A 24166-nucleotide genomic window follows, 5' to 3' on the forward strand; every position below is an offset into this window, starting at 1 on the left:
GCAGAAGAAGAGATGGGCAGAAAAGTACTCTGACCCCATTACTTTACTATGGTCATTTCTTCAATAAGGTTGGTTGCACCGTCAACGTATTCCATTACCCATAACATGTAGCGGCTGTCTACATGGATGGTACGGGTTGTTTTTGGGTCAAAATCCCAATCGGAATTAACGCTTTCAAACGTACCGTCGAATAGCAAACCAATAAGCTCTGCTTTTGCGTTAAGTGTCGCTGAGCCTGAGTTTCCGCCAGTAGAGTCTAAATCGGTTAAAAAGTTTACTGGAACGCTATTAATAGCTTCTAGCTTGTAGGGGCCGTATTGCTTATCTTCAATAAGCGTAAGCTGCTTTTTAGGTGAGTCGAACGGTGTTTCACCTGTGTCTTTTTCAGTAATACCTTCAAGACGGGTGAACGGCTCGTAAATCAACCCATCTTTTGGCGAACCACCCATTACATTTCCGTAGGTAACGCGAAGCGTGCTGTTCGCATCTGGGTATGCAAGGTTACCCATAGAGTTTTGCCATTCAATAATTGCGCTCATGTACTTAGGACGAAGCGCTGCCGCTTTACCGCTAAGTGTTTTGCTCTTATCTTCAATAGCCATTTCGGTATCAAACAGTGCAACCGCAAGCTTGATAAACGGGTCGTTACTTTTTTCAAAATCTTCACGGCTTGCTGTTAGCCATTTCAAGCGGTGTTCAGTTTCTGTCATCGACGTATTGGCGTAAAACGCTTTGAGTTTTTCTTTCAGCGTTTTGCTGTCGGTATTACCATCAATTCCCACTGCTTTATCAAATGCAGCAACTCGGTTTTCTTCAGGCTGTTCTAAATACATGCTGATCATTTTTTGCCATACAGCCTGATCAACAATGGGGTCGAAACGGCGTTCAATGCGTTCAACGCCTTCTTTTAATTGAATTTGATCACGTTCTTGAAAGCCTGATTCACGCTCGGCATCAGGCTTTTCTCTTTCTATCGCGTTGCGATAAAGCGTTTGCGCAGATGACAAAAGCTGGGCACGACTTAGATTGTTGTACCAGAAGTTCTGCTTGTTCATCTGCATTTGCTCAGCGCTTACGGCATCTAAGTCGGCTAGCGCTTGCTTCAATTCACTCTTATCGTTCTTATCAAGCCAAGCAGCTAATTGCTCTTCACGCTCAGCGCGACGAGGCACCAACCCCACACGTTTTGCACCTGATAGCTGGCCTAACGTGTTTTTATGGAAGTTATTTAAACCTGCGAGAAGCGCTTCATATTTAATGCGTGCATCGCTACCTTCTTCAGACGCGTTTTCTATGGTTTTTATCCACGCATCAACAAGTTCCAAATAGGTAGGGTATAACCAGTCGAATGTGTAAGAAACTTGCGATAAACGCGCATAACGGTTGGTCGAGCCAGGGTAGCCCGCGGCCATCACAAAGTCGCCGTCTTCAAGACCTGCCGCTGATACCTTTAAAAAGTGGTCTGGCTTAAATGGCACGTTATCTTCGCTGTAATCAGCGGGCTTGCCATCTTTCCCTACGTACGCGCGGTAAAAAGAAAAATCGCCAGTATGACGCGGCCACATCCAGTTATCTACGTCACCGCCGTATTTACCAATAGAGTCAGCCGGTGCGTATGCTATACGCACATCGCGAATTTCCATTTGTTTAATGAGTTTGTATTCTAAGCCTTGGAAAAAGGAAGGCACAGAGCAGCGGAAACCTGCTTCAGACTCACATTCTGCAATTAATGCTTTACGGTTTGCTTCTATTAAATCGTAGCGCTCGCGACCTTGAATTTCATCGCTAATACCGCCGATTACATCGTCGGTAACGTCAGAAAAGTCAACGGTCACAAACATTCGCGTTCCCGGTGCAGCAGGCAACTCGTCCCCAATATTTTTTGCTAAAAAACCATCTTGTAAGTAGTTGTTTTCAGGCGTGCTATTGTATTGCACTGAGCCGCGAGCACAGTGGTGATTAGTCACAGCCAAGCCTTTGTCAGAAACAAAAGATGCTGAGCAGCCACCTAAAGACACAATTGCTCCCATGGGGAATGCCGTTAAGTCGTTTATGCTGCTTGCGGGAATAGCTAACCCGGTCTTTTTTAAATCGCCAGCAATTGAAGGAAGTTGCTCCGGCGTAAACATACCTTCTTTTGCATTTACCTGCATTGCAGAGCCGAGTAAAGCGGCTGAAATACAAAACACACTTACTTTTGACATGGGGAATCCTTGTTATTGTCGTTAGGGTGATGCTAATTATCGTTATTAATAAATACTACGTTAACGCAAAGGTCAACATTGTTATACTGTAACAATTAACGAGAGTGAGTACTAAAAGAAAGGGTCAGTAGAGCTAAGGGAATTTGTTAGTAAGTGTAACTAACGGCCATTAAAAGCACTGTTAGGTTACTTACCGCAGGCGTAAATGCCAAATGGCACTAAACAAAAAAGGCAGAGTTTTCGCTCTGCCTTTTGAATTACTAAAACCACTAATTATCGATCAAAGTACAGATACTAGTGCCTTCGCTAACGTTTCTACGTTTTCTTGATTGATGCCCGCAATGTTTACGCGGCTAGAGTCAACAAAGTATACGCTGTGTTTTTCACGCACTTCGCGCACTTGCTCAGGTGTGATACACAAAAATGAGAACATACCTTTTTGGTTGTTCACAAAGCTAAAATCTTTAGGTGAACCATTATCGTGAAGGTTCTGAACAAGCATAGCTCGCAGTGACTTCATGCGATTGCGCATATCATTTACTTCAGATATCCACTCGTTGTTCAACGCTTCGTCAGCAAGGATGATATCAACTAATGCACCGCCGTAGCTTGGTGGCATAGAGTAAATGCCGCGTGCGATAGATTGAATTTGGCCCTGCGCGATTTTACGCGTTGCAGAATCTTCAGTGATAATGGCGGCTAAACCAACGCGCTCACGGTATAAACCGAAGTTTTTAGAACAAGAGGCCGCCACAATTACTTCTGGAAGGTTTTCAACCAATAAACGCATGCCGTACGCATCTTCATCTAAGCCTTCACCAAAGCCTAAGTATGCAACATCGATAAATGGTAGGAACTCACGCTCTTTAGCGACTTCTAATACTTCATCCCACTGTGCGTTGGTAAGGTCAGCACCCGTAGGATTGTGACAGCAACCGTGAAGAAGAACGATGTCGCCTTTTTCTGTTTTACGCAGCGTTTCCATCATGGCATCGAAACGAATGCTTGCAGAGTCTTTATCAAAGTAGGGGTAGGTTTCGATTGTAAGCCCTGCAGAACCAATAAGCGGAATATGGTTAGCCCACGTTGGGTCGCTTACCCATACTTTAGCGTTGTCGTTACAACGTGCCAAAAGTTCTGAAAGAATACGCAGTGCACCGCAGCCACCTGGTGCTTGAACCGCAGCAACGCGGTCTGCAAGAAGTACAGGGCTATTCTTACCTAAAAGCAAAGACAACATACCGTCGATGAAACCTTGATTGCCTTGAGGCGTGATATAGGTTTTGCTTTTTTCAGTGTCTAATAGCACTTTTTGTGCTTTTGCAACACTTGAAAGAATAGGGGTATTACCTTGCTCATCTTTGTAAACGCCTACACCTAAATCAATTTTGTTTGGGTTGGTGTCTTCACGAAAAGCAGCTGACAGGCCAAGAATTGGATCTGGGGCAAGATAGGGTAATACTTCAAACACGATATGTCCTCACGTTACGTTGGTATGCAAAAGATAGCAGGCTGGCATTATGCCATCGATGGTAGAAAAAACGACCCCTAATGGTTGAAAATATTTCAATTAATGTGCTTAGTAAAACGTAAACGAAAGTTTCATTTCAAAAAGACGTCAAATTGAAAAGGAAAATGCGCGGGTTTCCAGAGCTTCTCCTTTTTCAGAAAAGCAACGCTCTTTCCATGTAATTGTATTGTTTTTGTCTACCAAAAGTAGAGTAGAGGTGCGTGTACCGTATTTCTCGGTTTGAATGAAAATCGAAGACAACGCCTTTTCCCATTCATAGCCCACACCGGTATCGGGAAGCTGCGCATCTTCAGCTTTATTGTCGTGACGCAAAATATCAAACAAGTCGTTCTCTCTAATGCTGGCTCTTTGCGTTACGTAGTTATTTAACTCCGTTACCCCTTGGGTCACTTTAGGCCACGGAGTGGCTATATCAGCGTTAGACAAACCGTACACCCCATTTTCAATTAAATGGGTTGAATTGTTTACATTGTTGTAAACATTAAGCGTGCTTACATGGCCAAATAGTAAGTTGTAACCGTTGTACTGGTGTCTAGAATTTTTGAGGGTGTCTAAATATTGTGTACGCGCTAAACGCTTTTCATTAAGTGGGTCTTGCTTTAACCAGTTAGCAACTAACTCACCGCGTGTTACCGCGTTTTTATTGATATTGTGAGGGTCTCTAACATTGGTAAGTGCGGCAATATTTCCATTACGCGTAACGCCCATCCATGTGCCGTTTGCTTCTAAATCCTTTCCCGCGAGTAAATGCGGGTGGTTTTCCCAAAATGTAGAGGGTGCTGTGGGCCTTGCGTAAAATTCATCTCGATTAGCGGCAATAATAAGCGGGTAGTCGTCTCGCATGTTGTTGGCGATAAATAAAATACACATAGTTTGTTGATTCCACTCCTTATTCGTCGCCTTCAATTGAGGCTTTTAATTTAGCCTGTTAACAATTGCGTTACAAAGTTATTTTGATTACTCTTCGCAAAAAATGATGCTCTTTACGTTGAACACATAGTTTTCAACTGTGGCTAAAGTTAAGCATTGAAGAGCCTCGAAGTTGAAGTATTGAGAGCATAATAATAATGACAAAGTCCTTGCACAGTAACGCTGAAACACGTCAAGTCAATGAGGCTAATATAGGGCCTGAAGTACCAAGAAAATGGCCAAACTGGTTATCTCGATTTTCTGCGTGGGTGCTAACACAAAACGGATGGAAAGTAGAAGGCGAACTAATTAATCAAAAAAAAGCGATCCTCGCAGTGGCACCTCATACCTCTAACTGGGATTTTTTCCTAGGCTTATTCGTTGTTTTTTCATTTAGACTGAACATCAATTTTTTCGGAAAGCACACGATATTTGTTCCACCATTAGGCGCTCTTGTGAAACGCTTGGGTGGTATTCCTATTGAAAGAAGTAAAGCGCATGGAGTTGTAACCGCAATTGCTAACAAGATTAAAGCGTCCGAACAGCTAATACTAGCCCTTGCGCCAGAAGGCACGCGAAGCCCCATTTACCCATGGAAAACAGGGTTTATGCATATTGCCCGTGAAGCTGAAATTCCCATACAAATTATAGGATTAGACTATGAGAAAAAGGCTATAGTGTTAGGACCAATTATTCATAAAGTGACTAATATAGATGAACAAATGCAAACTATTTATGCTTTTTATGATAATGTTTGCGCAAAATATCCTAAAAACTGCATTACAAAGCCATAATCATTGAAAATGAAACGTTTCAAATGATTTGCCATAGCAAGGCTCTAGGCTAGGTCGCAAACATCTATTTTCGGAGTTACACTCGTGACAAAATTGGGATTTACAACCCGTCAGGTTCATGCTGATCGTATGCTTAACGCCCCAGAACATGGTGGTGTGCATAGCAGCACGTCTAACTCAGTGCTTTTCGAATTTAAAGATGCCCAAGGCATCATAGACGCGTTTCAAGGAAAACGTGCCGCCCACGTTTATTCTCGCTCTTCATCGCCCTCTGTTGCTGCACTGCAAAACATGCTGAATGACTTGGAAGGAGGAGTAGGTGCGCTTTGTTACTCAACAGGCATGGCGGCAATCAGCAGTTCCCTATTTGCCTTATTAAAGTCGGGCGACCACTTAATTGTAAGCCAATATCTCTTCGGCAATACACGCAGTTTTTTTGAGACCGTTAAAGATTTTGGGGTGCAAGTTACTTTTACTGACGTGACCGACATTCAGCAAGTTAAAGAGGCGTACCAGCCCAATACGAAAGGTGTTTACACTGAAACGGTAGCAAACCCAGTCACGCAGGTAGCCGACCTTCATGCTATTGGCCAATTCTGTGAAGAAAAGAACATGTTGTTTATGGTCGATAACACCATGACACCACCACCTGTTTTCCTTGCCAAAAATGTTAAAGCGTCATTGATTTTCTGTTCCCTTACTAAATACATTGCTGGTCACGGTAACGTTTTGGGGGGCGCGGTAGTCGATACAGGAAACTTTGACTGGGAAAAATTCGATAATTTGAAGCCAGCGTATAAAGTAGCAGACACCGCGCAATGGGGCATTACTCAAATTAAAAAGAAAGGGTTGAGAGATTTAGGGGCAACCCTTGCCCCGCAATCAGCTACGGCTATTGCATTAGGTATGGAGACCCTTGATTTACGCTTGTCACGTAGTCAGCACAACGCGATGCAGCTTGCTACGTTTTTAGATAATCACCCAAAAGTATCCAATGTATTTTACCCAGGCTTGGCCGACCACCCTCAGCATTTCACTGCACGCGAGTACTTAAACGGCGGTTATGGCGCCATTTTAAGCTTCGATTTAATTGAAGGTGCAGACCCTGTTGCGTTTCTTAATGAGATGAAACTGGTCATTTGTGCTACGCACTTGGGTGATAACCGCACGTTAGCACTCCCCGTAGCGCCTACAATTTATTTTGAAAATACCGAACAAGAGCGCAAATTGATGGGTATTTCCGAAAACATGTTGCGTATTTCTGTCGGTATTGAAGACACCCAAGATCTCATTGCAGATTTTGAAGCAGCGCTAGCAACACTTTAAGTGAAAATAAATTTTACTACGCGATATGAAGAAAGGGGCGAATGCCCCTTTCTAGCTTAGCTTGTTTCGAGTGTCTGTGGTTCAGCAAATACGACAGACCACGAGAAGCGGCTTAGTCGAAACCTAATGTAATTTGACCTCGAATTTCACCACTTGGAAACGCGTCTGAGTGGAAGTTGGTGTAGTAACCAGCTGCCGCCATTGTTTCCATTTGCTCTGCGGTTAATTGTGTATCTGCTGGTACTGACCACACGCCTTCCGCATCGCTTGTGAGGTTAATTATAACACCTCCGTTCACACCCGCTTCACCTTCATGAATGTGGGCCATTGTTGCTGTCATTTCAGTAATGGTTACACTACCCGACAAGTCACCTGTGGTTGTATTTAGCGTAAATGCGCCTGCGCCAGACGCAGTTGTTGTTACCGCTGGTACTTCTTGTAAGCCATTTGCAATAATTCCATAGACCTCGATATTCGCAGGAGTAATCTGACCGCGAATCTCGCCGCTAGGATTGGCTTCGGTATGAACATTTACATAATGTCCCCCTGCAAGTAATTGTGTTGCAGTTGCTTCATCAAGTTCTACATATCCGTCCGTCATCCACACACCAGCGTTAGCTTCACTTTCCATAAGCGTTACCACAACACCTCCTGTTGCGCCTGCAAAGCCACTGTGAATATGTGCCATAGTGGCATTTTCGATGGTAGTAACAGCTACCAGCGACACATTGTTGTTTGTGGTGTCAAAAAGTGCATATCCTGAACCTGACGCCATCGTATCGACAGCTGGAACCGATTGGTTACCACTTAAAGGAAACGTTACAACTGCAGTGGTGTCGGGCACAATTTGGCCACGAACTTCGCCACTAGGGTTTGCGCTAGTATGTACGTTTAAATACCATTCACCATTTGTTAATGCGTCAAGATTACTTGGTGAAATGTTTGTTTCAGCAAGGACATAGGTGCCATCGCCAGCGTCAGTTAGTGGGAACGCGACTGGACCATTCATGCCTATACCGCCATCGTGCACGTGAACGCCTGTAACGTCGGTTAATCCTGAAACATCAACACTTACACTAAATGCGGGTAAGTCTTCGTCAATCTCAACTACCGCGCTTGCCATAGACATAGTGCTCACCGCAGGTACTTCCTGTGCACCACTAAGGCTAATGTTATATGTCATATCGGCGTTGAATGGAGGCGGTGGAGGAGCCAAACCATCTAATAAAGCTAGCTGGGGCAAATCTCCTTCCATAGCGCCGTCAATTGCCACTGCAGTGTAAATTTCACCGTTTTCTAGCGTTAGCAAACCAGTTTCAATAGCGGCTGTTTTTGTGCCGGTTGGGGTAACCGTAACCACATAGTCACCCTCAGCTAGACTCACATAGCCAGTTTCAGCTAGTTCGCCTGTTTCGTACGCTACGTCGGCAAAAGCAGGGTCTACCGCATCAATTTCACCGTCAGCAGTGACGTATATATCTACGTTACCCGCTGAAGGTGATGCATGGACAATACGCACTTTCGCTTCAGTTGCTACAGAGCGAGGCATGTCGACTAACACATCGAGTTCTGGCGCGGCCAACACATTATTTGCAATTGCGGTATAGGACATACCGACTTCAAGTGATAATTCGGCATCATCAATTGCCACAACACTATTATCACTATCAGCAACTACATCAATTAGATAGTCGCCCGCCGCAACAGAAAGGTAATCGGTTGTGCGAGGAAATTGAATACCGTCAACCAACACAATTTCATTGTTTGCGATCACGTCAACTGCGGGAGCGTCGCTGATACCGTGAACCACACGGATAGCTGCACCTGCCTCGGCATCCCAAATTTTGAAGCTATCTTGGCCGTCGGCTGCTAATAATGTTACTGGTGAATCACCGGTACCAACATTGTTAGTTGCAGCGATCAGTAAATCTGCTCCATCTGCTAAGTTGACCGTCCCCGAGTCGTAAACCACGGTTGTTTCACCCGCTGGAGTGATTCGAACTTGATAATCGCCTGCTGGAACCTGAATTAAATCTGTTGCGTCTGTGAACTCAGCGGTAACAAGTGGCTGCTCAGTTGTAATATCTGTGCCAGGCGCTGTAACGTAGATATCAACAGTAGGTGCCATTGATGCTGCATGTACAATTTGGACCTGTGCGTTTCCTGCATCAACCATCGTTTCGGTGCTGGTTACAGTAAGAAGAGCCAAGGATTCATCTTCAACATTTCCAACAGCGAAAATGTCATAGTTGACGTCAGCTTCTAGCGTAACATCTGCCTGTAGGACTTCTGCGTTTTCTCCAGGTAGCACCGCTGTTACACCGATATCGTAAGTACCCGTTACAATTTCAACACGAGACGAGGCAACTTGATAATCAACACCTTCTAAATTGTTAAATAGCGCATCGTTCGCCGTAATGTTTACCATTGGGGCGTCTGACGCTGCGTGTACAACTCTTACATTTGCGAATTCAGGTGGCGGGGCGGGGTCTTGTACGACATCGTCATCGTCGTCCGAGCAGCCAACGAGAAATAACGGTAGGATGGAACATGCAAGGAGTGCTTTGGTCCTTTTCATTTTTTGTATCCTCTTAATTGTGTTGTGGCAATCAAGTTACGCTAAGCAAATAAGAGAAGATCAACACGCGTGAAACATTAAAGTAATGTAATTATTTCAAAATTTTTACAATTGCTCAGCGTTCTATTTTGTAGAATGAATTCACCGTTTATATGATGTTTTTATTCTAACGAATTGCTCTATTATAGCTATACAACATCGAAAAAACGAATTGGAGTTCGACATGAAAACAGTATTAGCTATATTTTCAAGCCTCAATGGCGACCAAGGCAATTCCTCAAAGATTGCTAACGAGTATTTATCAACAATTGAGAACAACGAAGCAGTGCGTATTAAGCGTGTAGACGTTGCTTCACTTGCGCTTGATCACTTAACAAATGAAGAAATGCAAGCGTGGATGACAGACGCGTCGCAACGAAACGATACCAAACACGCTCTAGCAAAAATTTCTGACGATATTGTTGAAGAAGTAAAGGCGGCAGATGAAATTGTACTAGCCGTGCCTATGTATAATTTTGGCATCCCATCTAGTTTAAAAGCGTACTTTGACCGCATTGCACGGGCCGGAGTAACGTTTAAATACACTGAAAATGGGCCAGTAGGGCTACTAGAAAATAAATCTGCAACAGTATTCGCAGCGCGCGGTGGTGTATATGCAGGGTCAGAGTTTGATACACAAACTCCTTATCTTACGCACTTTTTTAATTTCATAGGTATAAGCGACGTAAAATTCGTTTACGCAGAAGGACTTAACATGGGCGAGGACATTGCAAACAAAGCATTTGCTGCTGCCAGCGAAAAAATTATTGAACTAACTAAAAACTAAGAACACTAAATTAATGCAGTTAGCTAAAACGTAGGAAGTATGTTTAAGCTAAAAGTGTGTTCCAAGTTGAGTGTGCTTGATTGCCCCGCGTATACCGTGGGGCTTTTTTATGCAAAAGCGTTGTAATAGCACAGGCCTATTAGTCTTTTAATCGGTCCCAAGAAGAGCTTCTACATCTGCGATGAATGCAGGGTCGGTGGGCTTGGTAGAGCTGGGGTAGTGAGTGATTTGCTTTCCTGAACTATCTATTAAGTATTTGTTGAAGTTCCATGATGGAGCTTTGCCCGTTGCCGTTTTTAGCATGCGATACATGGGGTCGGCGTCGTCGCCTTTAACAGAAATCGGTTCAAACATTGGGAACTTGACGCCGTAGGTCAGTTCGCACAATTCAGCGGTTTTACCCTCGTCGCTGTCTTCTTGATTAAAGTCGTGAGACGGAAAACCCAGAACGACAAAATCCTTATTTTTATAGTTACTGTAAAGTGCTTCAAGTCCTTCAAACTGGGGCGTGTAACCGCAGTAACTTGCAGTGTTTACTACCAGTATTGTTTTGCCAGCATACTCGTTACACAGGTTAACGGTTTCTTGAGAGTTGAGTTTACGCTTCATAAATTTAAGCACGCTAGGGCATTCATCCGCAAAGCTTACAGAAGTGAATAAGCTTAGCGCGAGCAAGGCACTTGCATAACCTTTCGCTTTCATAGTGTTTTACCTCATGAGTGATTTTTTGTTATTTTGTTCTGTTTTACAGATCAGATCCCAATCCATAAACGCGAATGCTATACGTTTGGTTCACTATCTCGCTCGATGAACGTTAGCGATTTAGCGAGTGCTCTGCGTATAATGTTAACGTTTTTTACATAACAACGACTTAAAATAATGAAAAAATATTATTCTTTACTCATCGCGGCCAGCGTGACTTTGGCGCTGGGCGGATGTGCAAATACAACAAACGATACGTCGTCGGCCAACGCTACTTCTCCACTGCCTGCAGCCGTTCAACAAACTGTAAAACCAGACGCAGCACCTCAACACAATGTGCAAAATGGTGATATTACACTGAAGCAAATCATGGCAGACCCGCAATGGATTGGGGCGTTGCCTGAGGCAATGGGTTGGTCGGTAGATGGCGATAAAATTGTTTTTGAAAGAGAAAAACAAGATAGCGCATTAACAGATGTATTTATAGCCGAGCTTTCTAACCCTGCGAATGCGGTTAAAGCGCCACTATCAGATTTACATAAATATCGCTTTGATGAACGAGTTCAAAGAGATGACGGTGTTATTGCCTACTCATTTGAAGACAGTGTGTACGTGCAGTTTACCAACGGAGAAACGGTACGCATTGCTCGCGGTGGCAGCGCGTTATCTACGCTATCTTTTATGACCGACGGCCGTTTAATGGCGCTAAGCGGTAACACGTTTGTAGCCATCGACTTGTCTAACGGTACACGTGAAGAGCTTCTTAGTTGGGAATTTCAAGACGAGCCAAAAGCCGTTGAACCACCTGAGGATTACATTGCTGAGCAGCAACAATCGCTCGTAGAATACATTAAGCTTCAGCGCAAAAATAGACAAGATAAAGAAGCGGCACAGCGCGCATTAGCTAAAGAAAACATGAGCGTAGCGCCAACGCCTTTCTACTTTGATAAGTCGTATCGACTTGCAGGTATTAGTGTATCTCCAGCCGGGAACTTTGCGGTGGTTGCAACTACCGAAAGTAAACCCTCGCGTGATGATAGCGATATCATGCCTCATTACATTCAAGAAGACAGCCGCATAGCAGCAAAGCCCGTGCGCCAGCGGGTGGCCGATGCCGAGCCGGTAAATCATGAGTTATGGCTTCTTAATTTAAAAACAGGCGAGAAAAGCGCGCTTAACTATTTTAATTTACCTGGCTACAACGATGATGTGCTGGCTGATGTAAAAGCAGAAAATGCCAAAGCGAAGGGCGAAACGTACGAGGTTAACCGCTTGCCTCGCGACATCACACTTTTACAAAGTTGGTACTGGACCAAGCCTTCAATTCGTTGGCACAAAAACGGTAATGCAGTGGCCGTTATGCTTGAAGCATGGGATAACAAAGATCGCTGGATTGCCACTGTTGACCTTGAGAATAAAACACTGGAAAACCAACACAGGCTTCATGATGATGCGTGGGTTAACTATCGCTTCAATGCGTTCGATTGGTTGAACGACAGCGAGACCCTATATTACCAGTCTGAACACACAGGCTACTCGCACTTATATATCCAAACGCCTGGTGAAGAGCCTGTTGCCTTAACTCAAGGCCGTTTCATTGTTGATGACTTAACCCTTTCAAATGACGATAACTATATTTACTTTAAAGCAAATATAGAGCACCCAGGTCTTTATGAAGTTTATCGTGCTGATTTAAGCGATAAGTCTATTGAAACCACGACCGATTTAAACGGGATGACGGACTACGCGTTAAGTCCTGACGGTTCTACTTTGTTGTTAAGCCACAGCAAAGTAAACAAACCTCAAGAGCTTTACATTAAGCCTGCCACTGAAACAGCTGTAGCGCAGCAAGTAACACAAAGCACAAGTGCCGACTTCAATGCCTTACCTTGGGCAGTGCCCAACATTGTGGCTATTGAGTCCTCGCATACTGATGCTCCTATTTATGCCCGCGTATATTTACCAGAAAATTACGATACGTCTTCGCCGAACAAAGCAGTGGTGTTTAACCACGGAGCCGGTTATTTGCAAAATGCGCACATGGGGTGGTCGGGCTATTTCAGAGAGTACATGTTCCATAGCATGTTAGTGCAACAAGGCTATGTAGTGCTTGATATGGATTATCGCGCAAGTGCTGGCTACGGGCGAGATTGGCGTACAGCTATTTATCGTCAAATGGGCACGCCGGAAGTGCAAGACCTAAGAGACGGCGTTGACTGGTTGGTGAAAAATGCAAATGTAGATCGTGAACGCATAGGTACCTATGGCGGCTCATACGGGGGCTTCTTAACCTTTATGTCTATGTTCACTGCACCTGATTTATTCGCAGCAGGTGCTGCGCTTCGACCAGTAACAGATTGGGCACATTACAACACGCCTTACACAGCAAATATTCTAAACACACCAGATATCGACCCAATCGCCTATGAGCGTAGTTCTCCTATTTATTTCGCGGATGGGCTAGAAAAGCCGCTACTGATCAATGCGCCTATGGTTGATGACAACGTGTTTTTCCACGATACGGTGAGACTGGTACAGCGCTTAATTGAACTTGAAAAGGAAGACTTTGAAACGGCTATTTACCCTGTTGAGCCACACGGCTTTGTGCAGCCTAGTTCGTGGCTAGATGAATACCGTCGTATTTATAAGCTGTTCGAAGAAAATTTATAATTCTAAGTTAACAAGTAAAAAGGCCCGAATGCTTAGCATGTCGGGCTTTTTTATGTTTTTCAATATTTTACGCTTGTTTCTTTTGTCTTGTGGAAGCAAACATAAGCAGAAAAATGACAACGCCAGTAAGTGCGCCGAATAAGTGGGCGTCTACGGCAACTTTCGCGTCAATAAGATTGGCAACTTGTTCACTGCTACCATCGAACTGCTCGTAGCCAACCTTCACCGCAAGGCCAGCAAGTAACAGCCAACCCGAAGCCATTTTTTCTTTAATATCTACACATGCGCCCCATGCAAAAATACCGTGTAGTGCGCCAGACAGCCCCGCATACCAAATAAGGTTTGGTGAGAAAAAATAAAGCCCAATGCTTGTGCCTAAGCAGCACCATACAAATACCTTTAAATACAGACCAATGCGATAGTGTTCACCGTGTAGCGCCCATAACAGCACAAGACCCGCAATGTTTAATAATAAGTGGTAGCCATTAGTGTGAACAATGTTACCACTTACTATTCGCCAGGTTTCAAGGCCTTGAATAGCATAGCGGTCGTACGCTAAATAATTGCCTGACAGAGGTTCAAAGAAAAACGCGATAAGGGAACATAGCGCTACGAATAAAGGACCAGCGCTATACTTAAGCGAAAACGGCAGTGAAATCATCAGTGTTAGTTATTTTTTAATTTAGAATTTGCTGGCTATGATACAGAAATTGCCTTTGTGGTGAAAACTGAAGTACACCTATTATAAAAAAGACGACAGTAAAGGAGTGATTATGTCTTACATTATTACTGAAACAAATCAACAGTGCTTAACCATTACACTAAATCGTACAGATAAGAAAAACGCGTTAACACGCGACATGTATCAAGAAATGGCAAACGCTATTTTAGCGGTGAAAAACGACGGTTCAACAAAGGTTGTTGTGATAAAAGGGGCAGGCGACTGTTTTACGGCAGGTAATGATATTAATGACTTTGCAGAGCAACGCGACAGTGCGCACGTGCCAGAAACGGCAGCATTTATGCGCGCATTGGCTGCATGTAACCTGCCAGTTATAGCGCAAGTTCATGGATTAGCAGTAGGTATTGGCACAACCCTTCTTCTTCATTGTGATTTTGTTTACGCCACACCAGACACCCGATTTGTTCTACCATTCATCAATTTAGGGCTTGTTCCAGAATATGCATCAAGCTATCTTTTGCCGAAAGTTGCGGGTCACATAAAAGCGGCAGAATGGCTTATGCTGGGCGAACCTTTTACCTCTGCCGATGCATATCAATTTGGTATTTTAACAAAAATTACCGACGCTGAAGAAATAGAAAATACCGTTCAGTCTACGGTTGAGAAACTCGTTGCCAAGCCTTCATTTTCGTTGAAACAAACGAAAGCGCTTTTGAAAGGTGAGGGTGAGCGAATAACCCAGCAAATGAACGAAGAGTTTGATATATTTTTGGAGGCGTTGGGCACAACCGCAGCCCAAGAAGCGTTTGACGCGTTTCTTAAAAAACGCCCCATTAACCCCGAAAAATTTAAATAAGAGGAAGAAGTATTTTGAGACGCAGTGCTTTATTCAGAGCTTCGGTAGTTACCCTTGCATTATCTAGTTGTTTCATCTTCGGTGTACAGGCCAAACAAGCGCGAGAAGTTGGAGAGCCAGAAGCTGCAACAGGATATATCGAGAAAAAGGCGTTTGAAGCAAAAGATTACATGGTTGTAGCCGCAAACCCTTATGCGTCTTGGACAGGGAAGAACATATTAGAAAAGGGTGGTAGCGCTATCGACGCTGCAGTAGCCGTTCAGTCTATGCTTTCTTTAGTAGAGCCACAATCATCTGGTATTGGCGGCGGTGCTTTCATCTTATATTGGGATAATAAGAATAAAGTACTGCATACATTCGACGGGCGTGAAACCGCACCTAAATCAGTAAACTCGCATTGGTTTATTGAAGGCAATAAACCAATGCGCTGGATTGATGCCGTTGTGGGTGGCAAGTCAGTAGGGGTGCCAGGTGCAGTAAAAGCACTTGAAATGGCACAGGCAGAGTTTGGCAAACTGCCATGGCATTCACTTTTCGACGACACCATTAAAACCGCGGAAGAAGGGTTTAAAGTGTCTCCGCGTTTAGCGAAGCTTGTTGCGCTAGATTATCACCCTGGGCTTAAAACCTTTCCTGCAAGTTCGACTTATTTCTTTCCTGCTGGATTGCCCCTTAAAGAAGGCACGGTTAAGAAAAATAGAAAGCTAGCTAAAACGCTAAAAGGTATTGCTGAAAAAGGAAGTGACTACTTATTAAAAGGCGAAGTAGCGGAAAAGATTGTTGAGGCGGTAAATAGTGCCGAGATTAATCCTGGAAAAATGACGCTTGAAGATTTAGCAAGCTACGAACCGTTAAAGCGTGAGCCTGTTTGCGGCCTTTACCATGAAAAGCGTATTTGTGGCATGGCGCCTCCAAGCTCTGGCGGGGTGAATGTTTTTCAAATTTTGAAAATGCTAGAGGGTTTCAATCTTAGCCAATATGCGCCAGACTCAGTTGAGTTTGCGAATTTATATTCGCAGGCCAGCGCCATGTCTTACGCAGATCGCGACAAATTTATAGCTGATAGTGATTACACAAACCTACCGTTTGCTGCCATGATCAACACAGCATATCTGCAGCGCCGCGCTGAAAGCATTGAAGTAGATAAAACGTGGCGACGTAAACGCGCGGGTAACCCTTATGCCGATGCTAATGTGGCGTTAGGTACGTCAATGGAACTGCCCAATACTTCGCATGTTTCTATTGTAGATAAAGAGGGTAACGCGGTTTCTATGACCACAAGCATTGAGTTTATGTTTGGGTCTGGGATCATGGTTGAAGGTTTCTTGCTTAATAACCAGCTTACAGATTTCTCGTTTTCTCCTACTCAAAATCGTTTTCCAGTGCCTAATCGCGTAGAGCCTGGAAAGCGACCTCGAAGTGCAATGAGCCCCACCATGGTTTTCGATAAGGACGGCAGTTTAGAGATTGTTGTTGGTTCACCAGGTGGTTCTAGAATTGTCAGTTATGTTGCGCAAACACTTATCGGTGTTTTGGATTTTGGATTAGATATCCAGCAAGCAATTAACCTTCCAAAAATCACAAACAGAAACGACTACACAGCGCTTGAAAAGGGAACGCCTATGGAAAAGCTTGAAGCACCGTTAAAAGCGCTAGGTCACAATGTGAAAGTGGTAGATTTAAACAGTGGCCTTCACGGCATTCAATTTAAATCAGGAAAGCTTATTGGTGGTGCAGACCCTCGCAGAGAAGGCATTGCTGTAGGCCGCTAAGCGTTAGTGTTTGTTACAGGCGACTACAAGCCTATGGCGGTTAGAAAAAGAGCAGCTCGCCCACAAGGCTTACTATAAAGCTGCATACATTAAAAAGCGGAAGCGGTATGGCTTCCGTTTTTTAATTAACCGAAAGCGCGGTTTCAAACACGCTTACTCTAAGCTGCCGCACTTTGTTTTTAATTATCGCAATGCTTATTTGAAGACAAAACTACAGCCATATTCCTTAACTTTGCTTATGGTTTAACAAAGCGACAAGCGCCAAATCAATCTTTATCTAGTCGCGCTTTATCTATCATGCCCTGAAGTTTAGGGTTAATTGGCATAACTTTAAACGGGCTGACATTGCTACCCCCCGTATTTCCTGTTGGCACAAGGCCGAAGCCCGTTTTTGTGGCAGCGCCAACTATTCTTAAAATTTGCCCGAAAAACTCACCAACTTTTCCGTGGCGTAAGGCCCATAAAAGCATCATAAAATGCACTTTCACGTGAAGGCGAGTGGAAGCTTGACCGAGTACATGTGCATTTTCCAAGTGAGTAAATTCATCAGATTGGCTAGCGTTGTTTTGCTTTTCTCGAGCTTGGGCTAGTTCCGCTTCAACGTAAGGGCGAATGTTGCGGGTAAAATTAAAAGTGTTAAACATTACTAAAGTTCCTTTTACTAAGGTTGGTTTAATCCTAGTTCTTTTTGCTTTTTCTTTGTCAGGCCAAGTGAAACCAATTTATGTGAAGCGGTTAGATAATATGTTAACGCTTCATCTTCATCGCTAGCGCAATTGTATTGCTGAATCCATTTCATGCCACGACTGGCGAGGTAGGGGGCGGGTCTGTACCCCGGTCTTTCCTCTAAAAAATAGTAGTTTTGCTCAGACGTTTTGAAGGTAAATGCCGGGTGCCCTTCTTTACCGATATTCCCAATAGCAAACACTTTATCACCAACTTTCCAAACATCAGAGTTTCCCCATTGAACAACATGAGTGGAGCAGGGCAGGTCCTTACAAAAAGCGTTGAATTCATCAAGGTTCATAGCAGCTACTCGCGAGTAGAGTCGTCGGAATTATTGTAAGTGGTGAGAAAACCACACCAAAAAGCAATTTCTAAAATTGCGCCTAAAACAATGAAAACAATTGTGCCTTTGCTGAAACCTATAAAATAGCAACCCAAGGCACACAACAATACTATTCCAAGAATGATCGAGTGGTTATCTTGTAGTTTTTGCATTGTAAATAACTCTATAACGATAAAGTTTGTTGAAAACGGCTTGATGCATTAAGTCAGTTTTATATGTTAAGTCTTCTCTGCCGAGATAAGCACGAATTGAAGAAATTAAGCCTTTATCATTAAAAGTAAGCACATCAACAACAGACAAAACCTCTTCATTGTTAACAACAATCTTAAGCTCTGCAGAAACAGAATCTTCGCTTTCCATAATATTTAAAATTGAGATACTTAAGCTTTCTGCGTTCTTAAAGTTTTTTCTGGTTTCAGCTAACGCGTTTTCATATCCGGAAACCGAAATTTTCCAGTCACGTAGGGTTATGTCTTCAGAAAACAATGAAGAAATCGATTCCAAATCTTTATTTTCATAGCATTTAAGGTAGTGCTTTAACTTCTCTGGCTTTTGCATATTCAATCCTTTGATGGCCATGGTTTTTATTCTATTGTTAGGCCCACAGTATTTGCTCTTGCTTGTCTGCTACCAAATGACTTAACAAATAAGGCTTTGCACTACCCACAGTCAGGTAAACATAGCACGTTTCTTAACCATTAAAATAAGTTAAATGACATTTAAAAGGAATAACGTTGTAGCGAACTTTTTACGCATTGGTACAGTTTCGCGAACGTTGTTTTAACGCAGGCTTATTCGATGCTGATGTCATTGTCTTGATGGCTCAAATGTCTCGTATCTTGGAAGCTTTGCATCCAAGTCATCCCATGTTGCCTTAGAAGCAACAAAGTTGTGGGAAATGGGCCTTTCGGTTATGTCTGAGTCTAAGATCCCTAGTCGGATCCTTAGCTTTTGAGGGTTGGTGTTGTTTGAGCTATATACAGGTGATGCGCAAACAGAGCAAAAATGCCGCTTTTTCCCCGGTTTAAATTCGAATGTGGCTAGCTTGTTTTGAGGGTCAATAACGTTAAATTCGTCGGCGTTAATAAATCCATTGGTGGCGTAAGCGGTGCCACTGTTTTTACGGCAAAGCGAACAATGACAATGAATAATATCGTCTATTGAACCGAAAATCTCGACGCTAATTGCGCCACATAAACAAGAGCCGTGGTACATCTGGTTACATCCTTTTATTTGTGAAACTGTTAAACACCCATTGAACTTAATCTTTTCCTTCAACGGCGTATGCAATGAACATCACATCAACAGCGAAGCCAATCAAATAGCAAAAAGCCGATAAACGTTTAATGCCCATTGTATAGCCATACACCTTTGGCGTTTTATCGGGCACGGTGAGCTCGCTTTTAAAACTGCTTTTTTTATCACTAAAGCTAAAGTTCACCTGTACCAACAAAACCATATAAGCGAGACAGTAAATCGCCTTCGCGCTCTATAAAATACTGTCCAAATTGCTCTTGGTTTGCACCGTCAGGGCCTGGACCACTAAAAGAAACGGTAACGCGAGTCATATCACCCATTTCATCGTGCTTTTTGACCTCGGCTACCCAGCCAGGGGCATTGGAGCTGAACATGCCAACGTAGTCTGATAATTCCAAAATGCCATTTAGTGTTTGTTGGGTTCTAGGGTCATTGTATTTCACATTCTTTGTTACAGCAGCGGAGATCTTGTTAAACCGTGCCTCGGCGCCTTGAATCTTCCATGCTTCGAAGAATGTTGCAATAGGGGTTGTCATACTAACTTCCTCAATTAGCCTATGTTCAATGTCTTCCATAGGTTTAAAACTTTAAGAAAAAAGGGGCAGCGTTTAGGCTAAACTTCCCGGTGAAGCAGCGCACATGCACTTTTCTTATCTTGCCGACCCCTTTTGAATAGCGGCCGCCATAGCAATACCGATTGAGCAGCCTACGGCTGTTCCAATGCTAATGCTAAAAGCTAAAATATTAAAAAGGACACCAACTACCACGCCAATTGTGGCGCCAAAGGCCGCGCCCAAAGCTACGTACATCGCATAAACTTGATTGGGGCTTTGTTTCTTGTTGGTCACTTATCGCCTCACTTTTGTACTCAACCTTGCCAAACCTTACTTAAGGCTTCTCCTGTTGGGAGGTGTTATCTGCGCTTAAAACTTTGTTAAGCCCTTGTCTAAGCAATGAAGCATAGAGTTTCTGATACATAATTACGGTAACAATACACCCAGCTCCAATGGCTAAAGTATTAGCAATTAATGATAAATGGAAGACAGTAAATGTAACTAAAGGAAACAAAAGCCCAGTGATGAGTGATGATAAGAAAAACAAAGCACCTTGGCCAGAAAGGCCCAACTGCGTAAAAGCTACGTACCTTGCTTGTTCCAAAATAGCTTCCTGTTTAACTTCACTAAGAGTTGCGATTTCAGGGAAACGATTAATATAAGTTTTTGTATTCATAATTAAAGGCTGACAGATATTATTTATACTAGGGAACGCCTGTGGGCTAAAACCCCTAGAATTAAAACCCCAGCGCTAAAACCCCAGCGCTAAAACCCCAGCGCTAAAACCCCAGCGCTAAAACCCCAGAACTAAACCACAAAAGCGGCACAGGCGTCATGTATCTCTATACCAACAAGCTTAAGGAGTAGTTTACACGGCATGTTACACATTACTTTGAAACAACTGGTGTAGTACGTCTATTCGCTTATTGAGTCGTCTATTCTCGCGCTGAGCTTCTGCACCTACACCAAAGATAATAATCAGAAAAACATAGAGAACAGGCTGTTCAATGACTTCTGGAAACGCACAAATTAAGTATGCTATGGCACTTACCATTCCAACAACGCGAAGCGCGCTAGACTTCCCATTTGGCTTTAAATTGTGAAATTCAGTAAGTAGTGCCTCTCTTTTCTGTATGTTTTCATAAAGAGATTGCGCTTCTAATTCTTCCTTTTTCAAATTGATTTCCTTCTGTGATTTAACGCATCAATAATAGGCGCAGGCGCGCACAGCACAATGGCTAATCACCCTGCGTAAAAACGCACGAACGAAGGGAGTGAACTCAAGTGTTTTACTATGTTCATGTACTGCCAGAACCACACACTAGCGTTTCTTCGCCCAGGTGGTAAATATTATTGATGGCCACATATGTACCAGACACAATGCCCGTAATTGGGAGTAGTGCAATGCCACTAATTGAATAAAAGGTATTGGTTTCCTCAAATCCATTAACCACTTTCAGTGTTTTGCGATCTGACGATATTTCACACTTGTTTACCTTTGCCGTATCGGTTTCTGGAACAACGATACAACCGCTCAATAAAAGAATACAGAAAGATAAGAGTAATAAGAGCTTCATATTAAATAAATCCATTTATATGTCATTAACTAGTGAGCAAATAGCGTCCTAATATTGTGCCTAAGCGAACATCGCTAGTCGGTTTGTTGAGCTGTCGTGTGTCTTCATAATGTTGCCAAGAAAAAGAAATAGGCGTACTCGTAGTGAACACTATTTGCATGCCATAGCTGCCTGTTGCTTACACCTTGAAATAGATTCTTCTTCTGTTTTACCACCCATACAAAAATCTAGCCTCAATAGCTTTTCTTCACGGATAGGGGATTTACCGTTTGCCAGTGTCCAATCCCAATCTTTGATGACTTTAGTGGCTGGTTTAGCTATAACCTTTTTAGGGATAGAACGTTTTAGAGTGACACTTTCAGTTGAACCGTTTTCATCGACTACAACTTTAAATATTCCGCAGCCAGATATACCTTTCATTGCCAATTCAACCGGATAGCGAGGCATGAATTGCTTATCTCTTAGCCACGTGCTTTCGTTTTTTATTGGTTCCAAATGCGTTAGTTCTACAGTGGCATAATTGCTTGCGGCGAAGGTACCAGTAGACAAAAAATAAGTGATGAAAAGTAAATTCTTGTAGTTCATTAAACCTTCCTTAGTAAGTTCATATTGCTTTTTAAATACGTGTCGTCGGTCGACAGCGTAAAAAAGCAAAGCGACGATGAGCTTTGACATCGCAGATTCCAGAGATAGTCGCATTGCGTTTTTTTATAGCGCGAGCTTTCCTGCCTCTCACGAATCTATAGACTGATTGAACAGTTTTCAAGCGTAAAGGTGCTGGTGAACATTTACTTTGTGGTACTAACGTTAAATTAAACGACGCTAAGTTGATAGGGCACCAATAGTACGCTACATGTTACGTCACACGGGGCATAGCGCAGTGTTCGTGTCCATTTAAACCTAGTGCTCGAGTTAAGCGTCATATTACATACTCTATTGATTCGAAGAAAATCTGACCTTTTGGCCACTGAAATTATTGAATAGCTGTTCATGCGCTGCCTTGCTAAAGGTATCGTTTCGGCGTTCGTACTCTCTTATCCAAGAGATAAGCATATCTAAATTAGCATCTTGAGCTTCCTTGGACTCGTATTTATGAGGCTCCCAAGGCCTGAACTTAGCGTTGTCAACACATTGCTCTATTGGAAGACAAAGGTAAATGACCTTGGTTGCTTTTTCCAAAGAAAATTCCAGTAAGTCAGAGTAACAGCCCTCTATTACCCAGTTTTCATTGCCATTCATAAAATGATTAATAGATTCGCGTGATTTTGCAACAGAGCGACGAACAGGCGGAGACACTGGTTCCCAAGCTAGAGTGTCAAGGTCTAGGTGTGCTAAGGCGTTTTCCCTAGACAATTTGGCTGCCAATGTAGACTTACCAGAGCCTGAGTTTCCAAAAATAACAATTCTTGTCATGGATATCCTTAAAGTACATTATTTTGAGCTACGGGGCGCATAATAGCCGAATGCGCGCAGTGTTTGACTCCTAGCGAGCGCTGGCAAATGAGTTTAATTGCTTGTTATTAGACGCCGTTTAAATAGCCTTGCGCATTTTGTCTATTAATTCAAGGCATGCCTGATAAAGCAAGATTTCCATGTCTTCATTATGGTAAAGAGGTCCCCAGCGAAATAATCCCCTAAGACTAAACTGCTTAGCAATGAATTCACGCCATGTTACAGATTTAGAAACACTGAAGGTTTTAACGGTTTTACCATTTTTGATGTTATATAGACGCGAAACCAATTTGATTTTTGGGCGCCAAAATATTGGTATGCCAGACGTCCCCAAATTTACGGTGAAAGCATCGCCACCGTGCAGCGTAACTATAACGACATCCAAGGCAACATCAGATTTCTTAGGTTCAGTAATGGTTGAAATACTATGAAGGCAAAAAATCTCTTCGAGTTTTTTGCGCATATGATCTTGTAGTGAATTTCTAGTTACAGAAAAGAGCGTCTCTATTTTAGAAAGGTAGCTGTCACTAACTACTGCCAATGAGCCCAAGTAAACATTTGGCTTTTCAGAGTGGAACCAATCGAAGAGCAAATTCAAATTCCTTTTGGCTTATAAGTTCTCAATAACGGGCACAGACATGTAAACCATAGTACCGCGCGAAGCGGTGGGAGCCCACGTATTTTTTCCCAGTGTGTGGAGTGGGCGAGTTTGTGCGCTTGTTAGGTTTGTACCAAGTTTTTTGAACAACGGGGACATTTAGCTATTCCGATACCAGCGTTTGTGTTGAAAGTAGCAAGTGTTTGCTTACATGCCGGACATCTCCAGATATATCTGTAAACGACGAAAGACATTGTAATTACAGAAATCCACACTACACATTCTCCGACTGAAGTTGGCAGTTTTCTGAGTTCAAAAGGTAATCTACCAAACTCTAAAACAGACGTCTGGAATGCAATCCAAAGGTGAAACAGGGCCACCAAAACTAATGCCAGAACCAAGAGCCATTTTCTAAGATAAAATGAACGCAAAACTCTTTCATTTGTCGGGCGATTTACAAAATAACCAAGTATCAATACCACAAATAATATAAAGCCAGCCCAATAAAAACTTGGTTCAAAAATTATGCTGCCAGTCAATATTTCATAAATAGCGGGAATTATCACTAGTAACGAAATCGTACCTATTGTTACGAATGCTAGATTGAAAAAACTTCGCAGATATTTCATATAAACCTAACTTTACAATAACGAGCGCAGACACGTGGAGCATAATCGCGAAGCCGACCTGTGTGTATGCGTTTCAGCGAGTGAAATGAGAGCCTTTAGTGGCTTGATAATCATTGAGCCTCCTCCCTATCAGCATAAACTGAGTTTATCCTAATAGGCGACCAAACCAAGGGAGAAAAC

At 43.0% G+C, this 24166-nt stretch carries 25 protein-coding genes; 6 read left to right on the forward strand and 19 right to left on the reverse strand.

Features of this window, described 5'->3' with window-relative positions; all coding sequences use genetic code 11:
- Nucleotides 1-38: 38 nt before the first annotated feature.
- The 3 genes from ACHUFN_RS17865 to ACHUFN_RS17875 all read right to left on the reverse strand — a co-directional run bounded on the left by ACHUFN_RS17865 (nt 39) and on the right by ACHUFN_RS17875 (nt 4605).
- Complete coding sequence (locus tag ACHUFN_RS17865) at nt 39-2204, reverse strand: S46 family peptidase (RefSeq protein ID WP_394224012.1); 2166 nt, start codon at nt 2202-2204, stop codon at nt 39-41.
- 280 nt (nt 2205-2484) lie between these two features.
- Entirely contained in the window at nt 2485-3675 is a 1191-nt protein-coding gene (locus ACHUFN_RS17870; protein WP_394224013.1) for an amino acid aminotransferase, read from the reverse strand.
- A 147-nt stretch (nt 3676-3822) separates the two neighbouring features.
- Nucleotides 3823-4605, reverse strand: a complete 783-nt coding sequence (locus tag ACHUFN_RS17875) for an NRDE family protein (RefSeq protein ID WP_394224014.1) — start codon at nt 4603-4605, stop codon at nt 3823-3825.
- A gap of 197 nt (nt 4606-4802) precedes the next feature.
- On the opposite strand from ACHUFN_RS17875, the gene ACHUFN_RS17880 reads away from it, so the two are divergent.
- Entirely contained in the window at nt 4803-5438 is a 636-nt protein-coding gene (locus ACHUFN_RS17880) for a 1-acyl-sn-glycerol-3-phosphate acyltransferase (protein WP_394224015.1), read from the forward strand.
- A gap of 84 nt (nt 5439-5522) precedes the next feature.
- On the forward strand, nt 5523-6764 hold the full coding sequence (locus ACHUFN_RS17885; protein WP_394224016.1) for a cystathionine gamma-synthase family protein: 1242 nt from the start codon (nt 5523-5525) through the stop codon (nt 6762-6764).
- A gap of 112 nt (nt 6765-6876) precedes the next feature.
- Here ACHUFN_RS17885 and ACHUFN_RS17890 read toward each other — a convergent pair whose 3' ends face one another.
- Nucleotides 6877-9342 (reverse strand): CHRD domain-containing protein, encoded by a 2466-nt coding sequence (locus tag ACHUFN_RS17890; RefSeq protein WP_394224017.1) that lies wholly within the window; start codon nt 9340-9342, stop codon nt 6877-6879.
- 223 nt (nt 9343-9565) lie between these two features.
- Between ACHUFN_RS17890 and ACHUFN_RS17895 the strand changes: the two genes are divergently transcribed.
- Nucleotides 9566-10168, forward strand: coding sequence for an FMN-dependent NADH-azoreductase (locus ACHUFN_RS17895; protein WP_394224018.1), 603 nt, complete (start codon nt 9566-9568; stop codon nt 10166-10168).
- A 147-nt stretch (nt 10169-10315) separates the two neighbouring features.
- Here ACHUFN_RS17895 and ACHUFN_RS17900 read toward each other — a convergent pair whose 3' ends face one another.
- Nucleotides 10316-10870, reverse strand: coding sequence for a glutathione peroxidase (locus tag ACHUFN_RS17900; RefSeq protein WP_394224019.1), 555 nt, complete (start codon nt 10868-10870; stop codon nt 10316-10318).
- 177 nt (nt 10871-11047) lie between these two features.
- Here ACHUFN_RS17900 and ACHUFN_RS17905 point away from each other — a divergent pair, with 177 nt between their 5' ends.
- The gene (locus ACHUFN_RS17905) at nt 11048-13540 is read left to right on the forward strand and encodes a S9 family peptidase (protein ID WP_394224020.1); all 2493 of its coding nucleotides are present in this window, start codon (nt 11048-11050) and stop codon (nt 13538-13540) included.
- Nucleotides 13541-13607: 67 nt separating this feature from the next.
- Here the strand turns inward: ACHUFN_RS17905 and rrtA are convergent, their stop codons facing one another.
- A complete protein-coding gene (gene rrtA / locus ACHUFN_RS17910; RefSeq protein ID WP_394224021.1) occupies nt 13608-14201 on the reverse strand; it encodes a rhombosortase in 594 nt (197 codons plus the stop codon).
- Between the two features lie 112 nt (nt 14202-14313).
- Here rrtA and ACHUFN_RS17915 point away from each other — a divergent pair, with 112 nt between their 5' ends.
- Both ACHUFN_RS17915 and ggt read left to right on the forward strand, forming a co-directional pair.
- A complete protein-coding gene (locus ACHUFN_RS17915; RefSeq protein ID WP_394224022.1) occupies nt 14314-15078 on the forward strand; it encodes an enoyl-CoA hydratase in 765 nt (254 codons plus the stop codon).
- A gap of 14 nt (nt 15079-15092) precedes the next feature.
- Nucleotides 15093-16850 (forward strand): gamma-glutamyltransferase, encoded by a 1758-nt coding sequence (ggt, locus tag ACHUFN_RS17920; protein ID WP_394224023.1) that lies wholly within the window; start codon nt 15093-15095, stop codon nt 16848-16850.
- A gap of 266 nt (nt 16851-17116) precedes the next feature.
- On the opposite strand, the gene ACHUFN_RS17925 is transcribed toward ggt, so the two are convergent.
- The 13 genes from ACHUFN_RS17925 to ACHUFN_RS17985 form a co-directional block, all read right to left on the reverse strand.
- Nucleotides 17117-17494 (reverse strand): DUF3703 domain-containing protein, encoded by a 378-nt coding sequence (locus ACHUFN_RS17925; protein ID WP_394224024.1) that lies wholly within the window; start codon nt 17492-17494, stop codon nt 17117-17119.
- A gap of 17 nt (nt 17495-17511) precedes the next feature.
- Nucleotides 17512-17877, reverse strand: a complete 366-nt coding sequence (locus tag ACHUFN_RS17930) for an MmcQ/YjbR family DNA-binding protein (RefSeq protein WP_394224025.1) — start codon at nt 17875-17877, stop codon at nt 17512-17514.
- Nucleotides 17878-18051: 174 nt separating this feature from the next.
- Nucleotides 18052-18477 (reverse strand): nuclear transport factor 2 family protein, encoded by a 426-nt coding sequence (locus tag ACHUFN_RS17935; protein ID WP_394224026.1) that lies wholly within the window; start codon nt 18475-18477, stop codon nt 18052-18054.
- Nucleotides 18478-18726: 249 nt separating this feature from the next.
- A complete protein-coding gene (locus tag ACHUFN_RS17940; protein WP_394224027.1) occupies nt 18727-19134 on the reverse strand; it encodes a GFA family protein in 408 nt (135 codons plus the stop codon).
- Nucleotides 19135-19180: 46 nt separating this feature from the next.
- Entirely contained in the window at nt 19181-19309 is a 129-nt protein-coding gene (locus ACHUFN_RS17945) for a hypothetical protein (protein WP_394224028.1), read from the reverse strand.
- A gap of 40 nt (nt 19310-19349) precedes the next feature.
- On the reverse strand, nt 19350-19712 hold the full coding sequence (locus ACHUFN_RS17950) for a hypothetical protein (RefSeq protein WP_394224029.1): 363 nt from the start codon (nt 19710-19712) through the stop codon (nt 19350-19352).
- A 114-nt stretch (nt 19713-19826) separates the two neighbouring features.
- Complete coding sequence (locus ACHUFN_RS17955; RefSeq protein WP_394224030.1) at nt 19827-20024, reverse strand: hypothetical protein; 198 nt, start codon at nt 20022-20024, stop codon at nt 19827-19829.
- A gap of 40 nt (nt 20025-20064) precedes the next feature.
- Complete coding sequence (locus ACHUFN_RS17960; protein WP_394224031.1) at nt 20065-20406, reverse strand: hypothetical protein; 342 nt, start codon at nt 20404-20406, stop codon at nt 20065-20067.
- 204 nt (nt 20407-20610) lie between these two features.
- Complete coding sequence (locus tag ACHUFN_RS17965; protein WP_394224032.1) at nt 20611-20907, reverse strand: hypothetical protein; 297 nt, start codon at nt 20905-20907, stop codon at nt 20611-20613.
- A 121-nt stretch (nt 20908-21028) separates the two neighbouring features.
- A complete protein-coding gene (locus tag ACHUFN_RS17970; protein ID WP_394224034.1) occupies nt 21029-21307 on the reverse strand; it encodes a hypothetical protein in 279 nt (92 codons plus the stop codon).
- A 150-nt stretch (nt 21308-21457) separates the two neighbouring features.
- Entirely contained in the window at nt 21458-21982 is a 525-nt protein-coding gene (locus tag ACHUFN_RS17975) for an energy transducer TonB (protein WP_394224036.1), read from the reverse strand.
- 258 nt (nt 21983-22240) lie between these two features.
- The gene (locus ACHUFN_RS17980; RefSeq protein ID WP_394224037.1) at nt 22241-22720 is read right to left on the reverse strand and encodes an AAA family ATPase; all 480 of its coding nucleotides are present in this window, start codon (nt 22718-22720) and stop codon (nt 22241-22243) included.
- Nucleotides 22721-22838: 118 nt separating this feature from the next.
- The gene (locus ACHUFN_RS17985; RefSeq protein ID WP_394224039.1) at nt 22839-23351 is read right to left on the reverse strand and encodes a hypothetical protein; all 513 of its coding nucleotides are present in this window, start codon (nt 23349-23351) and stop codon (nt 22839-22841) included.
- Between the last annotated feature and the right edge of the window lie 815 nt (nt 23352-24166).

The organism is Alteromonas gracilis, assembly GCF_043642145.1.
GTDB classification, from domain to species: Bacteria; Pseudomonadota; Gammaproteobacteria; order Enterobacterales; family Alteromonadaceae; genus Alteromonas; species Alteromonas gracilis_B.

Coding starts and splice junctions, on each gene's coding strand:
- ACHUFN_RS17865 (WP_394224012.1), bottom strand. CDS start 2,204: ATGTCAAAAGTAAGTGTGTTTTGTATTTCAGCCGCTTTACTCGGCTCT.
- ACHUFN_RS17875 (WP_394224014.1), bottom strand. CDS start 4,605: ATGTGTATTTTATTTATCGCCAACAACATGCGAGACGACTACCCGCTT.
- ACHUFN_RS17880 (WP_394224015.1), top strand. CDS start 4,803: ATGACAAAGTCCTTGCACAGTAACGCTGAAACACGTCAAGTCAATGAG.
- ACHUFN_RS17890 (WP_394224017.1), bottom strand. CDS start 9,342: ATGAAAAGGACCAAAGCACTCCTTGCATGTTCCATCCTACCGTTATTT.
- ACHUFN_RS17895 (WP_394224018.1), top strand. CDS start 9,566: ATGAAAACAGTATTAGCTATATTTTCAAGCCTCAATGGCGACCAAGGC.
- ACHUFN_RS17900 (WP_394224019.1), bottom strand. CDS start 10,870: ATGAAAGCGAAAGGTTATGCAAGTGCCTTGCTCGCGCTAAGCTTATTC.
- ACHUFN_RS17905 (WP_394224020.1), top strand. CDS start 11,048: ATGAAAAAATATTATTCTTTACTCATCGCGGCCAGCGTGACTTTGGCG.
- rrtA (WP_394224021.1), bottom strand. CDS start 14,201: ATGATTTCACTGCCGTTTTCGCTTAAGTATAGCGCTGGTCCTTTATTC.
- ACHUFN_RS17915 (WP_394224022.1), top strand. CDS start 14,314: ATGTCTTACATTATTACTGAAACAAATCAACAGTGCTTAACCATTACA.
- ACHUFN_RS17925 (WP_394224024.1), bottom strand. CDS start 17,494: ATGTTTAACACTTTTAATTTTACCCGCAACATTCGCCCTTACGTTGAA.
- ACHUFN_RS17930 (WP_394224025.1), bottom strand. CDS start 17,877: ATGAACCTTGATGAATTCAACGCTTTTTGTAAGGACCTGCCCTGCTCC.
- ACHUFN_RS17935 (WP_394224026.1), bottom strand. CDS start 18,477: ATGCAAAAGCCAGAGAAGTTAAAGCACTACCTTAAATGCTATGAAAAT.
- ACHUFN_RS17940 (WP_394224027.1), bottom strand. CDS start 19,134: ATGTACCACGGCTCTTGTTTATGTGGCGCAATTAGCGTCGAGATTTTC.
- ACHUFN_RS17950 (WP_394224029.1), bottom strand. CDS start 19,712: ATGACAACCCCTATTGCAACATTCTTCGAAGCATGGAAGATTCAAGGC.
- ACHUFN_RS17960 (WP_394224031.1), bottom strand. CDS start 20,406: ATGAATACAAAAACTTATATTAATCGTTTCCCTGAAATCGCAACTCTT.
- ACHUFN_RS17970 (WP_394224034.1), bottom strand. CDS start 21,307: ATGAAGCTCTTATTACTCTTATCTTTCTGTATTCTTTTATTGAGCGGT.
- ACHUFN_RS17975 (WP_394224036.1), bottom strand. CDS start 21,982: ATGTCAAAGCTCATCGTCGCTTTGCTTTTTTACGCTGTCGACCGACGA.
- ACHUFN_RS17980 (WP_394224037.1), bottom strand. CDS start 22,720: ATGACAAGAATTGTTATTTTTGGAAACTCAGGCTCTGGTAAGTCTACA.